Here is a 13607-nt window from a genome sequence, read left to right as displayed (position 1 = left end):
TTCGTTATTTGCTTCACTTTTTCTCATTTCATTATAATATTATTTTCTTCCAGTAGTATAAGTATATTTTAAGTCTATTGTTCCAAATAATGGAGCAGTGTAGTTTTTAACATACTTTCTTACATAAGTATTTTTAAATCTCCAAGCTTCTGGACTTACAACACCATCTTCATATAATAGTATTCTTTCAGCTTCTTTGAAAAGTTCAGCTCTTTCATTCGGATCATCACTTTTTCCTGCTTTAGCTATAAGTTCATCGTACTTAGGATTTGACCAACCTGTTGGTACAACTCCAGCTGTTGATGTCCATAAATCTAAATATGTGTTAGGGTCATTATAGTCTCCAGTCCATGCCATACCTGCAACTTGATAATCAAAATTATCAGTTCTTTCTTGGAATTGTGCCCATTCAACAAAATCAACTTTAACATTAATTCCAAGTTTTTTTGTATAAACTTGTTGTTGGAATTCAGCATATTCTTTAGCTACCGCATCAGTACCTGATTGTAAGTAACTAATGGTTATTTTAGATGGATCTTCTCCAAGCCCTAGTTCCTTCATACCTTCTATTAATAATGCTTTTGGATCTGTATTTTCATCCATTAATTTTTGAACTGGTAATTCATTTACTTTTGTTCTATATTCTTCTCCACCTATTTGTACAGACTTTGGTACAAAACCTAGAGCAGGTTCGCCAAGACCTTTTCTTAAAGTCTTAATTTTATTTTCTCTATCTTCTGCTACTATAAATGCTTTTCTTACCTTAGCATTACTGAATAATTTATCTTTAAGGTTAAAGAAAGTATATGTAGTCGAACCATCATATCCTTTTTTAGCTTCATATTCACCAGCAGAATCAAACTTTTCTATCCATTCTGGTTTAACTACTGTAGCCATATCTAATGAACCATTAAGTAATTCATTCATTCTAGCAGACTCTTCTTTTATTATTTTCATTGTAACTTTATCAAGTTTTACATTTTCAGCATCCCAATATTCAGGATTCTTAACAAATTCTACTTTATTATTATGTACCCATTCAGATATCATAAATGGTCCACAATATACCATACTGTTAGCTTCTGAACCATATTTATCACCGTGTTCTTTTACTATATCTTCTCTTTGTGGTTGCATTACTTTAAAGTATGTTAAATCAAGAAAGTATGCACATGGTGATGCTAATGTAAACTCAACAGTTTTTTCGTCTAGAGCTTTAACTCCTAAATCTTCTGCCTTAGCTTTACCAGAGTTGAATTCTACAGCGTTAGCAATAGGATATAATAGGAAAGCATATGGTGATGCAGTATTTTGATCTAGAGTTCTAGTAATACCATATACAAACTGTTCTGCAGTAACTGGTTTACCATCACTCCATTTAGCATCTCTTAATTTAAATGTCCAAGTTAATTTATCATCTGAAGTTTCCCAGCTTTCAGCTATACCCTTTTCAATTTTATCTTTACCATTTTCATCTTGTACAATTCTTGTTAATGATTCTTGACAGTTTGCAAGAATTTGTGAAGAATATGAATCACTTGATTTAGATTGGTCAATTGTTTTTGGTTCAGATTGTAAAAGCATATTTAAATATTGTTCAGCATCTGCTTCTCCATTAGTAGCAGTTCCTGCACCCTTTTCTTCGCCTTTACCACACCCAACTAATGCCGCTGATGTTATCATAGATAATGCTAATAATGATGCTAGTATTTTTTTACTCTTCATAAGTAATCCCCCTTAAAATAATTTGGTTTAGTTCAAAAATTAAAAATTTTCTTTCTAACCTCGGCTCATCTTTGTGTTATTCATTGTGCATATTTCTACACATTTCCTCATAACTTTTATTTATATTTATAGTACACTCTTTTTACGACAATGTCAATGTTGACCACTTCCACTTAAGACATTATAATTTTAATTTTATTCAATTATACGAATTATTACCTATATTTTTTACGTAAAATTCCCTATATTTCAACAAAGTATTATAAATTCACGAATGGCAATTGATTCTATTACCATTGGTACACCCTATCTTCAAGGTTTCATATTTTTCTTTGTCGTAATTTGTAGTTTTTTTCATAAATTAATCATTAAAAGAAGATATATGAATTTCGTTTTTTAATAAAATTCTTTTTTCTGTATTTTCTTTAAATAAAACTCAATTAAATTCAATATGATATTTACTACTAAACACCCATATATGACCTCCTTTTATAATATTATTAAAAGATATACGAATTTATATACCTGGTAATAAAACTCAATAAATGAATAAAATTGATAGTCATTGGATAAAGTCTTTGTTTGAAATTACAATGATTAAAAACAAAATTTGACTAAGCTTTTAAATAAAAAAATAAGAGTGCTTAAGCACTCTTATTTTTTTATTTAAATTATAGTATATGACATGCAGCAAAGTGATTTGGCTCAATTTCTCTAAACTCAGGAGTTTTTTCACTACATATAGGCTTTGCATATCTACATCTAGGTGCAAATCTACAACCTGGTTTAGGATTTATTGGACTTGGCACTTCTCCTTCTAAAGGTATTCTTGCTTTTTTCTTAGTTGCATCAGGATCAGGAATTGGAATCGCTGATAATAACGCTTGAGTATATGGATGTAAAGGCTTATCATATAAATCTTTACTACTAGCAAGTTCTACCATAGTTCCTAAATACATAACTCCAACTCTATCAGATATGTGTTTAACCATTGATAGGTCATGGGCTATGAATAAATATGTTAATCCTAATTCATTTTGCAATTTTATCAGCAAGTTAACAACTTGCGCTTGAATAGATACATCTAGAGCAGATATAGGCTCATCACAAACTATGAAGTCTGGTTCTATAGCAAGAGCTCTTGCTATCCCTATTCTCTGTCTTTGTCCACCCGAAAACTCATGAGGGAATCTAGATGCGTGCTCTTTATTTAGTCCTACTAATTGTAGTAATTCATAAATTCTAGCCTGTCTTTCATTACCTTTGTGAAGGTTATGAATATCTATTCCTTCCCCAATAATATCTCCAACAGTCATTCTTGGATTTAGCGATGCATAAGGGTCTTGGAATATTATTTGAGCTCTTCTAGTAAACTCCTTTTTCTGTTTTTTATCATATTTACTAATATCGTCTCCATCAAATAATATTTCACCACCAGTCGCTCCATAAAGTCCCATTACAGTTCTTCCACACGTTGTTTTTCCACAACCTGATTCTCCAACAAGACCTAATGTTTCACCTTTAAATATATTAAAACTAACATCGTCTACCGCCTTAAGTGTAGCATTCCTACCAACCTCGAAATATTTCTTAAGATTCTTTACTTCAATTAAAACTTCTTTTTTATTTGATTCAGCCATCTTATTCACCTCTTCTTAACGCTTCTGGAACTTCAACCTTAGGTGCCATTGGGTGTTTTAACCAACACAACACTTGGTGATCGTTCTCTACATTAGTTACTTCTGGCATTTCCTCTAAACATATTTGCATACAATATTCACATCTTGCAGCAAAAGGACATCCAACTGGTGGTTTAACTAAGTCTGGCGGAGTACCGTTTAAAGCGTAAAGCGTATCCTTATTTTTTGTCTCAAGTCTTGGAACTGATTGAAGCAATGCCCATGTATAAGGGTGTTGAGGATTTGCAAATATTTCTTCTACAGTACCTCTTTCGATAACTTGTCCCGCATACATTACTTGAATTCTATCCGCAGTATCCGCTACTACTCCAAGATCGTGAGTAATAAGTATAACTGCAGTTCCTAGTTTCTTTTGAAGATCTCCTATAAGATCCATTATTTGAGCTTGTATTGTAACATCTAGAGCAGTAGTTGGCTCGTCCGCAATAAGTATCTTAGGATTACATGCAAGAGCTATAGCTATCATAGCTCTTTGTCTCATACCACCTGAGAATTCATGCGGATATTGATGAGCTCTCTTATCAGCATTTGGTATATTAACAAGATCAAGCATTTTTATTGCTTCTTTCATAGCTTCAGCTTTATTCATACCTCTATGAATTATTAAACTCTCAGCAATTTGCTTACCAACTGTCATTGTAGGATTTAATGAAGTCATAGGATCTTGGAATATCATAGATATATCTGATCCCCTTAATTTTCTTAATTCCTTCTCGTTCATATCTAAAATATTTTTACCCTCAAAAATGATTTTAGAATCTTTTTTAATTTCTGCTGGCATTGGTTCTGGTAACAGCCTCATTATAGCCTTTGATGTAACTGTTTTTCCACAACCTGATTCTCCAACTATAGCTAAAGTTTCACCCTTATCAAGATGGAAATCTACACCTCTTACTGCTTTTACTTCACCCGCATAGGTATGAAATGAAACTTGTAAATTTTCTATATCTAAAATTCTTTCCATTTGCCATTCCCCCCTTATTGACGTAATTTAGGATCTAGTGCGTCTCTTAAACCATCACCTAATAAATTAAAAGATAACATTGTTAACGAAATCGCTAAGGCAGGGAAAATTAATTGATAAGCGTAGAACATTATAGTCTGTTGTCCTGCTGCTGCAAGAGCTCCCCAACTTGTCATTGGTGATTGAACACCTATTCCTAAGAAACTTAAGAAAGCTTCTGCAAATATAAATGATGGTATATCGAATGTTATAGCAACAATCATAACACCTAAAGTATTTGGTACTAAGTGTTTTGCTATTACTCTTGAAGCATTTGCTCCCAGTGCTTTTGCAGCAAGTACGTATTCTTGTTCTTTAATTTGTAAAAGTTGTCCCCTTACAAGTCTAGCCATATAACACCATCCTGTAATGGTCATAGCTATAATAAGTGGTATCATACTACCACCATCCATAATAACCCTGATAAGTATAACTAAAACTAGGTATGGAATACTTACTAAAATTTCTAGTATTCTCATCATGATATCATCAGCAATTCCACCAAGATATCCAGCTATACCACCGTAAATTGTTCCTACAACAGTGTCGATAACAGCTCCAATTAACCCTATAGCGATAGATATTCTACCACCTATCCAAACTCTTGTAAACAAATCTCTACCTAAACTATCTGTTCCAAACCAATATGTTGCGTTTGGTTTTAAGTTTAACATATCATTATTTGTAGCTTGATATTCAAAATTACTTATCATAGGTCCTATTATTGTCATCAATGTAATTATTCCTAATAACACCAACGAAAGCATCGCAACTTTATTCTTTTTAAGTCTTCTCCATGCATCTTGCCAGTAGGTCATACTAGGTCTAAGTATTCCCTCTGAATCTAGGTTATCACAACCTATAATTTGAAATTTTTCTTTTGAAAATTCTGCCATACTTATCCCTCCTAACGCTTTCCGCTTGATACTCTTATTCTTGGGTCAACTAATCCATAGATTATATCAACTAAGAATAATGCAACTATAAATAATGCTGATACAAATATTGATTGTCCCATTATCATAGTATAATCTCTATCAGTAATTGCTGATACGAAATATTGTCCAAGTCCCGGTATTGAAAATATACTTTCAACTACGAAGGAACCTGTAAATATACCAGCAACTTGTGGTCCTAGAAGGGTAATAGCTGGTAAAATAGCATTCCTTATAACATGTTTAAATACTAAACTAACATTAGAAACCCCTTTAGCCTTAGCTGTTATTATATAATCTTGTCCAATAACATCCAAACAGTTAGCTCTCATATATCTTGCATATGTAGCTATAGGAGCTAAACTTAATGCTATGGTAGGTAATATAGTATGCTTAAACTCGCCCCACCCTGTTGTTGGCAACCATGTTAATTTAACTGTGAAGAAGAATTGTAGTAGTGATGCTACAACAAAACTTGGTACAGATATACCAACTATGGCTATAAACATTACTAAATAATCTGGCCATTTTCCTCTTTTAAATGCAGCTACAATACCTAATAAGATACCTATTGTAACTCCCAGTATAAGACCTTGTCCTCCAATTCGTGCTGAAATAGGTGCATGTTTCATAATAGTCTCTGTAATATCTCTTCCCGGAGATGCTAGAGATTGTCCTAAATCTCCTTTGACAGCATTCTTAACGAATAATCCATATTGAGTTAAAAGTGGCTTATTTAATCCATATTTAGCATAGTAGTTAGCTTTTATTTGCTCTGGAAGCTTTCTTGCTGCAACCGCAAGTGGATCTCCAGGCATAGCATGGATAAGCATAAATGTTATTGATGATGCAATGAATAATGTCAATAACATATATCCAAATCTTTTTAGAGTAAATTTAAACATCGTCATCCCTCCATTTTTAAGTAAAAATATGCAATAAAATCCCCATCTACTGCATTTCCCCCAACATTAACCTTTTTCTACCTTAAGCACAATGAGACATTATTAGAAATTACATCTCTCCTATAGACTCCTATAAATGAAATGTAAATATTTAAGACACCGCTAAGCTTATTGATGATATCGTATACAAAGTCGTTGTTTTATAATTTGCAACATTATGTATTATGATATTATAAAACTTTAGCACTTTTTTATTCTTTTTTTGCCTCATATCAACTTTTAAAATGTAATGCATTATTTCCCCTTACTAACACCTCCCACACTAATAATAAAATCTAGTAAGGCTTCACTCCTTTAACATTACTAAAACACACTTAAGATGCTATTGTGAAATTAGCAAAAATGATTTATTTAAATAGTTAGTTCCTTTCAAATATTTTGACAATTGCCACAATATCAAAGCCACTTCCTTTTCAAAAGCAACACTAAGAAATTAACTCTCAGTATTTTAATCATTCATACATATTTCATAGTTAATATGTGGTTATGTATTTTAGTAGTTATAATTGTTAAAAGTATGAAAATAAAAATAATAATAAATTCATTTTTTATAATATTAACACAGGGTTCTGTAAGTTGTCAAACTATTTTAATACATAATTTGTTCTTAAGATTACAAATTGCAACAAAATATTAGATAATATTTTAAATTCATATTATTAAATCTTCTATACACCTTCATATTTTTACATATTTAAACAAATGCATCTTTTTATTTAAAATATTATCTTGCGGATTTTTAATATGATTCATTTATATCTAAAATCTTATTATCTACTCTTTAAATTGACCTAACACTTCCTTACTTTCATCTTCCCCTTAACAATCTGGGCTTAATAATATCTACATACATTGTATTATGCTTTTACTTCCGTTGACATCTTTGGTATATATCTCTGCTATAATAAAAATTTTATATATAAATTTAATAAAGTTATATAACTTTATCTACTTAAGTTATATAATGTATTATAAATATAAGTTAAGTGAGGTGGTATTTTTGAAATACAATGTTGCTATAGTCGGGGCTACTGGAATGGTGGGAAGACAATTCATAAATATTTTAGCTGAAAGAAATTTTCCCATAGAGGATTTATATCTTTTTTCATCTGCCAGGTCTGCTGGAACTACTATACACTTTAATGGAAAAGATATATTGGTAGAAGAACTTAAGAAAGAAAATATAATTAACAAAAAAATTGATTTAGCTCTTTTTTCAGCTGGTGGAGATGTCAGCTTAGAATTTGCTCCTATATTCGCAGAACACAATACCGTGGTTATAGATAATAGTAGTGCATGGAGAATGGATCCTAGAGTTCCTCTGGTAGTTCCTGAGGTTAATGGTGAAGATATTAAATGGCATAATGGTATTATTGCTAATCCTAACTGTTCTACTATTCAAGCAATGGTTGCTCTTAAACCTCTTGATATTAAATATGGAATAAAAAGAGTTGTATACTCAACTTATCAAGCTGTATCCGGTGCTGGAGTTCAAGGGTTTAATGATCTAAAGGATGGAGTATCTAATGTTCCTCCTAAGAAATTTCAATATCCTATAGCCTATAATGTAATACCTCAAATTGATGTATTCTTAGATAATGGTTATACAAAGGAAGAAATGAAGATGATAAATGAAACCCATAAAATTCTTCATAATGATCAAATTAAAGTTACTGCTACCACAGTAAGGGTACCTGTATTCCATGGTCATAGCGAAAGTATTAACGTAGAATTTGAAAATACTTTTGAATTGGATGATATTTTCGACTTATTTAAAACTTTACCTGGAATTACTGTAATGGATGATATAAAAAATAATATTTATCCTATGCCTGTAGATGTAGAAGGTCAGGATGACGTTTATATTGGAAGAATCAGACGTGATTTTAGTGTTGATAATGGTGTTAACCTATGGGTTGTTGCTGATAATATTAGAAAAGGTGCTGCCCTTAATGCAGTACAAATTGCAGAAGTTTTTATAAAAGAAAATTTAATAAAATAAATATAATGATTTAAGAGGTGTATATATGAGTATTTTTAAAGGTTCTGGTGTTGCAATTGTAACTCCATTTAGCAAAGACGGTGTAGACTTTCCTAAATTAAAAGAATTATTAGAATGGCATATTGAAAATGGAACTGACGCTATCATAGTATGTGGTACAACTGGAGAAGCATCTACTATGACAGAGGCTGAGAGAAAAGAAACTATAAAATTCACTGTAGATACAGTTAATAAGAGAATCCCTGTTATAGCTGGTACTGGTAGTAATAACACCATGGCTTCTGTTAAAATGAGCATCTACGCTGAGTCTGTTGGTGTAGATGGACTTTTAGTAATTAACCCTTACTACAATAAGACTTCAGTAAAAGGCTTAATTGCTCATTTTAAAACTATTGCTGAAGCTGTTAATACTCCTATAGTAGTATATAATGTACCATCTAGAACTGGCATGAATATTTCACCAAAGGCTCTCCATGAACTTTGTCAGCTAGATAATATTGTTGCTGTAAAGGAAGCTAGTGGAAATATAAGCCAAATTGCAGAAATAAAATATCTCTGTGGAGATAAATTAGATATATATTCTGGGAATGATAATGAAATTATACCAACTCTTGCTATAGGCGGACTTGGTATAATATCAGTTATTGCAAATATTGTACCTAAAGATGTTCATAATATATGTGAATTATTCTTTAATGGAGAAATAAAAGCAGCTCAAGAGTTATTTTTAAAAACAATCCCTTTAACTAATGCATGTTTCTGTGAAACAAACCCTATTCCTATAAAAACTGCCTTAAATCTTATGGGTAGAAGTGTTGGAAACTTAAGACTTCCATTAGTTGATATGGATGATAATAATTTAGAGACTTTGAAAGAAGCTCTAAAAAACTACTACTTATTATAAAGGAGACTATACATGGTAAAGATTTTATTAGTTGGATGTAACGGAAAAATGGGTCATATGATTTCAAAGGTAGCTTCTACTTCTGAAACACTAAATATTCAAGCTGGAGTAGATATGAATACAGAATCTAATTTTAATTACTCTATTTATGATTCCATAGATAAAGTAACAGAAGAAGTAGATGTAATTCTGGACTTCTCAAGACCTTCAAGTTTAGACTCTATATCAAAATATGCTTTAGCTCACTCATTACCAGTAGTATTTTGCACTACTGGCTATACGGAAGAACAAATAGTTCATATTAAAAATCTACAAAATTCAATTCCTGTGTTCTATTCCGCTAATATGTCTATAGGAATTAATATAATAAATAATTTATTAAAATCTATTAGCAATAAACTATATACAGATTTTGATATTGAGATAATAGAAAAACATCACAATCAAAAGGTAGATGCTCCAAGTGGTACTGCACTACTTCTTGCAAATACTATAAAGGACTCTATAGAAGAAGAAACAACCTTCAACTATGGTAGAGAAGGAATCTCTAAAAGAGAACACAAGGAAATAGGAATTCATGCAATCCGTGGTGGAAATATTATAGGTGACCATGAAGTTATATTTGCTGGTATGGGTGAAGTAATTGAAATTAAACACTCTGCTATTTCAAGAGAAGTATTCGCTGTAGGCGCTTTAAAGGCTTGTGAGTATGTTCATAACAAACCAAAAGGCATATATTCTATGGACGATGTAGTTAAATAGTAAATCAAATTTAGTTCAAATAAAAAGTGTTATGAAATCTATATTTTCATAACACTTTTATTTAATATTTACTTATCTTTTATATTTAACCCTTAGTTAAGCTTTATCTGATTTAACCACTGTTCCATTAAATCTAAAGATAATTTTAAATTTTCCATGCTGTAGCAATAAGAAATTCTAACATACCCTTCTCCACCTTTTCCAAATGCAGTTCCTGGTACTACGGCTACCTTAGTATCCTCAAGTAGCTTATCACAAAAATCTTCACTACTAAATCCAAAGGATTTTATACACGGAAATATATAAAATGCTCCCTGTGGTCTTATAACTTCAAGCCCCATAGAAACTAGTCTATCATAGACATAATCCCTTCTTATCTTTAATTCTGATTTTATATGTTCCATATGGTACATAGACTTCTTAAGTCCTTCTAAAGCTCCATATTGACCAATAGACGGTGCACATGACACATTGTATTGATGAACCTTTATTATGCTATTTAATATCCATTCCGCTGCACATACATATCCTATTCTAATTCCTGTCATGGAAAACATTTTTGAAAATCCACCTATAAGTATAAGTTTATCTTTTAACTTTCCATACTGTGATATAGAGTTAAATTCTCCAAATACAATAGAGCTATAAATTTCATCACTTACAATTAATATATCTTTATCTTTTAATATATTAAATAATCTATCACATTGATCCTTGGTCAAAAGTTGTCCTGTAGGATTTGATGGATAAGATACTACCATCACCTTAGGACACTCTTTCTCTATAACTCTCTCCAATTGCTCCATATCTAAAGATAAATCTTCCTTAATATTATAATTTATTACCTCTCCACCAAGAATCTTAACACAATTTTCATAGGCAGGATATGCAATGGAAGGTATTAGAACTTTATCTCCTGGATTTAATATTCCAGTAAAAGTAGATAATAATCCTTCACTTCCTCCTACAGTTATACATATTTCTTTACTGGAGAAACTTATATTTAAAGATTTTAGATACTTAGAAATTTCTTCTCTTAACTCTTCTATCCCAGCATTAGGTGTATAAGTAGTCCTATCTTCATCAAGGGACTTTTTCATAGCCTCTTTTATTTCCCCAGGTATTTTAAAATCTGGCTCACCTAGAGTTAGTGATATAGCACCTTCTATCTTAGCGACCTTATTATAAAATTTCCTTATTCCTGATATTTCTATATTGTCTATATTACTTGACAACCTCATAATTTATACCTTATACTCCTTAGAATTCTATTCCTCTTCTTGCTGGAACCCCTTCATTAAAGTAGTGTTTAAGATCTTTCATTTCAGTAACTAAATTAGCTCTTTGCATTATTGATTCTGGCACATTTCTACCTGTCATTATAAGTTCTACATCATCTGGTTTTTTATCTATCAATTCTATTAATTGTTCTTCTGTAATTAACCCATTAGATAAAGTTCCCATTATTTCATCCATTATCAATATATCACAATTTCCTTCTTCCAACTGTTTTATACAAAACTTATACGCTTCTTGAATATCCTCTTTTAGCTCTAACTTTTCTTGATCATTTAATGTCCAAAAAAATCCTCTAGGTCTTTCAAATCTATGAATAGTAAAATATGGAGCCATAAGTTTAGCTGACTCTAATTCTCCTGTTGCATCACTTTTTAAAAACTGAACCATACATACTCTATATTTATTTCCAGCAGCTCTAGTTGCAAGCCCCACCGCTGCTGTAGTTTTTCCTTTTCCGTTTCCAGTATATATTTGAATATATCCTTTGTTTAAGTTTCCCATATATTTACCTCCTAGGTCTACTTTTTTAATTTTATTATATCATTTACAAATAAAATATTCCATTATATATGATTTTTATGATATAACTATAGATATACTATATTGATAAATTAAATATACTAAGTATTATATTCAAAAATATCTTATTTATTTATAATTATTGTTGAGTTTTTAGGATAATATATAAATGAATATATATTACTTGTCGAAAGGAGTTAGAGGTATGGAATATAACTTTACTGATCCATATGAAATTGCTAGATTTATAAAGGAGTCAAAGAAATCAACCCCTGTGAAAGCTTATGTTAAAGGTGATCTAAAGGATTGTAACTTTGAAAATGTAGACTGTTTTGGCGAAGGCAGCTTTTATGTTTTATTTGGCGATAGCGCTGATATAAATAATTTTTTAGATGCAAATAAAGAAAAAATACATAACTACAGGCTTGAATCTGATAGAAGAAACTCAGCTATACCTATGCTTGATACAAGAAGTATAAATGCTAGAATTGAGCCAGGTGCAATAATCCGTGATAGAGTTTCTATTGGAAATAATGCTGTTATTATGATGGGTGCTGTTATCAACATAGGTGCTGAAATCGGTGATGAAACCATGGTAGATATGAATGCTGTTGTAGGTGCTAGAGGAAAGCTTGGTAAAGGGGTCCACCTTGGAGCTGGAGCAGTAGTTGCTGGAGTTTTAGAACCACCTAGCAAGTCTCCATGTGAAATTGGTGACCATGTACTTATAGGAGCTAATGCAGTAATCTTAGAAGGTGTAAAAATAGGAAATCATTCAGTAGTAGCTGCTGGTGCTATCGTTACAACAGATGTACCTGAAAATGTAGTTGTAGCTGGCTCTCCAGCTAAAATAATTAAACATGTAGATGATAAAACTAAGAGTAAAACTGAAATCTTAGCTGATTTAAGAAAATAATAAATTATAAAATAACAACCCAAAAGCTATCATGAANNTTCATGATAGCTTTTGGGTTGATTTATCTCATTAAATAACTTCTTTCTCTTCATTATCATTTAAATTTGTTTCTTGTATATTGTTACTCTCATCTGTAGATGGATCATTGTCCACTTTTCCTATAATAGTTACATTATCTCTATTTTCGTCAGTAACTCTTTCCATTTTAGAGATTGAAACTTCATAGGCAATTTTTTTAACTACTTCTGTATCTGAAACTTTCTTTTGATATTCCCTACTTTGTAATCTTCCCCAAATTCTAATGTTATCCCCTACTTCTAAACTCTTACAAAATCTAGAGTTCCTTCCCCAAGCGATAGTAGGAATGTAATCTGATTTATTGTACAATCTATTAACAGCTAATAACATATCTGCTATTTCTCTGCCAAATGGTGTTGTTCTGTAAACGGGTGCCTTGCAAATATATCCATCTAAGAAAATTTGATTTGGATTTTTTCCTCTTTCCTCAAGTTGGCGAATATCTCTTGCAAATACAGTTAATATAAGTCTATTGGCACCATCTACAAACTTGTTATAGGATCTAAGCTGTCCATCTATTACAAGCTCACTTCCAATACTTACATCAATTCCTGCAATTAATCTTTCTGATACTGTAATTACTAATATGTCAGAAGTATCACTAAGTCTTGAAACCTCAAATTCAAAATTGTAAAATCCCTCTCCATACATTTCGTGGCTAAACTCTAAATCTGAGATAACTTTTCCCTCTAAGTAAATTTTGTTATTAAAAATATTATTATCCATGGTAACCCCTCTTTCCCTTGGTTTTTTAGTAAAATTTACTATAATTTATATTCATAAAAAATAAAAATATAAC

12 protein-coding genes are annotated in these 13607 nt (G+C 31.2%); 4 read left to right on the top strand and 8 right to left on the bottom strand.

Annotated features, from left to right (window positions below; all coding sequences use genetic code 11):
• Window positions 1-39: 39 nt before the first annotated feature.
• From B2P65_RS02415 to B2P65_RS02395, 5 genes are all read right to left on the bottom strand, one after another.
• On the bottom strand, window positions 40-1725 hold the full coding sequence (locus B2P65_RS02415) for a peptide ABC transporter substrate-binding protein (protein WP_346879529.1): 1686 nt from the start codon (window positions 1723-1725) through the stop codon (window positions 40-42).
• 671 nt (window positions 1726-2396) lie between these two features.
• The gene (locus B2P65_RS02410) at window positions 2397-3365 is read right to left on the bottom strand and encodes an oligopeptide/dipeptide ABC transporter ATP-binding protein (protein WP_150846023.1); all 969 of its coding nucleotides are present in this window, start codon (window positions 3363-3365) and stop codon (window positions 2397-2399) included.
• 1 nt (window position 3366) lies between these two features.
• Entirely contained in the window at window positions 3367-4389 is a 1023-nt protein-coding gene (locus tag B2P65_RS02405; protein WP_346848583.1) for an ABC transporter ATP-binding protein, read from the bottom strand.
• A gap of 14 nt (window positions 4390-4403) precedes the next feature.
• Window positions 4404-5324, bottom strand: a complete 921-nt coding sequence (locus tag B2P65_RS02400; protein WP_346848582.1) for an ABC transporter permease — start codon at window positions 5322-5324, stop codon at window positions 4404-4406.
• 11 nt (window positions 5325-5335) lie between these two features.
• Window positions 5336-6268, bottom strand: a complete 933-nt coding sequence (locus B2P65_RS02395; protein WP_346848581.1) for an ABC transporter permease — start codon at window positions 6266-6268, stop codon at window positions 5336-5338.
• Window positions 6269-7328: 1060 nt separating this feature from the next.
• Here B2P65_RS02395 and B2P65_RS02390 point away from each other — a divergent pair.
• Genes B2P65_RS02390 through dapB form a run of 3 tightly spaced genes read left to right on the top strand, consistent with a single transcriptional unit; the run spans window position 7329 to window position 9996 of the window.
• Complete coding sequence (locus tag B2P65_RS02390; RefSeq protein WP_346879528.1) at window positions 7329-8330, top strand: aspartate-semialdehyde dehydrogenase; 1002 nt, start codon at window positions 7329-7331, stop codon at window positions 8328-8330.
• 25 nt (window positions 8331-8355) lie between these two features.
• Window positions 8356-9234 carry a 4-hydroxy-tetrahydrodipicolinate synthase gene (gene dapA / locus B2P65_RS02385; protein WP_346848579.1) on the top strand — a complete coding sequence of 293 codons (879 nt, stop codon included), beginning with the start codon at window positions 8356-8358 and terminating at the stop codon, window positions 9232-9234.
• A 12-nt stretch (window positions 9235-9246) separates the two neighbouring features.
• A complete protein-coding gene (gene dapB / locus B2P65_RS02380; RefSeq protein WP_346848578.1) occupies window positions 9247-9996 on the top strand; it encodes a 4-hydroxy-tetrahydrodipicolinate reductase in 750 nt (249 codons plus the stop codon).
• 92 nt (window positions 9997-10088) lie between these two features.
• On the opposite strand, the gene B2P65_RS02375 is transcribed toward dapB, so the two are convergent.
• Together B2P65_RS02375 and B2P65_RS02370 are read right to left on the bottom strand one after the other, a co-directional pair.
• A complete protein-coding gene (locus B2P65_RS02375) occupies window positions 10089-11237 on the bottom strand; it encodes a pyridoxal phosphate-dependent aminotransferase (protein ID WP_346879527.1) in 1149 nt (382 codons plus the stop codon).
• Window positions 11238-11256: 19 nt separating this feature from the next.
• Window positions 11257-11796 (bottom strand): cob(I)yrinic acid a,c-diamide adenosyltransferase, encoded by a 540-nt coding sequence (locus B2P65_RS02370; RefSeq protein ID WP_035133066.1) that lies wholly within the window; start codon window positions 11794-11796, stop codon window positions 11257-11259.
• Window positions 11797-12019: 223 nt separating this feature from the next.
• On the opposite strand from B2P65_RS02370, the gene dapD reads away from it, so the two are divergent.
• A complete protein-coding gene (dapD, locus tag B2P65_RS02365) occupies window positions 12020-12730 on the top strand; it encodes a 2,3,4,5-tetrahydropyridine-2,6-dicarboxylate N-acetyltransferase (RefSeq protein ID WP_150846032.1) in 711 nt (236 codons plus the stop codon).
• A gap of 69 nt (window positions 12731-12799) precedes the next feature.
• On the opposite strand, the gene B2P65_RS02360 is transcribed toward dapD, so the two are convergent.
• Complete coding sequence (locus B2P65_RS02360) at window positions 12800-13534, bottom strand: single-stranded DNA-binding protein (protein ID WP_150846033.1); 735 nt, start codon at window positions 13532-13534, stop codon at window positions 12800-12802.
• Window positions 13535-13607 lie beyond the last annotated feature (73 nt).

The organism is Clostridium sp. UBA3061, assembly GCF_002367465.1.
Taxonomy (GTDB): domain Bacteria; phylum Bacillota; class Clostridia; order Clostridiales; family Clostridiaceae; genus Clostridium_J; species Clostridium_J sulfidigenes.
The sequence above is the reverse complement of the archived record's forward strand: the minus strand, read 5'-3'. Positions and strand labels throughout refer to the sequence as shown.

What these genes read in the sequence shown, in the direction of transcription:
- dapA (WP_346848579.1), top strand. Translation starts at nt 8,356, where the DNA reads ATGAGTATTTTTAAAGGTTCTGGTGTTGCAATTGTAACTCCATTTAGC.
- B2P65_RS02375 (WP_346879527.1), bottom strand. Translation starts at nt 11,237, where the DNA reads ATGAGGTTGTCAAGTAATATAGACAATATAGAAATATCAGGAATAAGG.
- B2P65_RS02415 (WP_346879529.1), bottom strand. Translation starts at nt 1,725, where the DNA reads ATGAAGAGTAAAAAAATACTAGCATCATTATTAGCATTATCTATGATA.
- B2P65_RS02400 (WP_346848582.1), bottom strand. Translation starts at nt 5,324, where the DNA reads ATGGCAGAATTTTCAAAAGAAAAATTTCAAATTATAGGTTGTGATAAC.
- B2P65_RS02360 (WP_150846033.1), bottom strand. Translation starts at nt 13,534, where the DNA reads ATGGATAATAATATTTTTAATAACAAAATTTACTTAGAGGGAAAAGTT.
- B2P65_RS02395 (WP_346848581.1), bottom strand. Translation starts at nt 6,268, where the DNA reads ATGTTTAAATTTACTCTAAAAAGATTTGGATATATGTTATTGACATTA.
- B2P65_RS02410 (WP_150846023.1), bottom strand. Translation starts at nt 3,365, where the DNA reads ATGGCTGAATCAAATAAAAAAGAAGTTTTAATTGAAGTAAAGAATCTT.
- B2P65_RS02370 (WP_035133066.1), bottom strand. Translation starts at nt 11,796, where the DNA reads ATGGGAAACTTAAACAAAGGATATATTCAAATATATACTGGAAACGGA.
- dapD (WP_150846032.1), top strand. Translation starts at nt 12,020, where the DNA reads ATGGAATATAACTTTACTGATCCATATGAAATTGCTAGATTTATAAAG.
- dapB (WP_346848578.1), top strand. Translation starts at nt 9,247, where the DNA reads ATGGTAAAGATTTTATTAGTTGGATGTAACGGAAAAATGGGTCATATG.
- B2P65_RS02405 (WP_346848583.1), bottom strand. Translation starts at nt 4,389, where the DNA reads ATGGAAAGAATTTTAGATATAGAAAATTTACAAGTTTCATTTCATACC.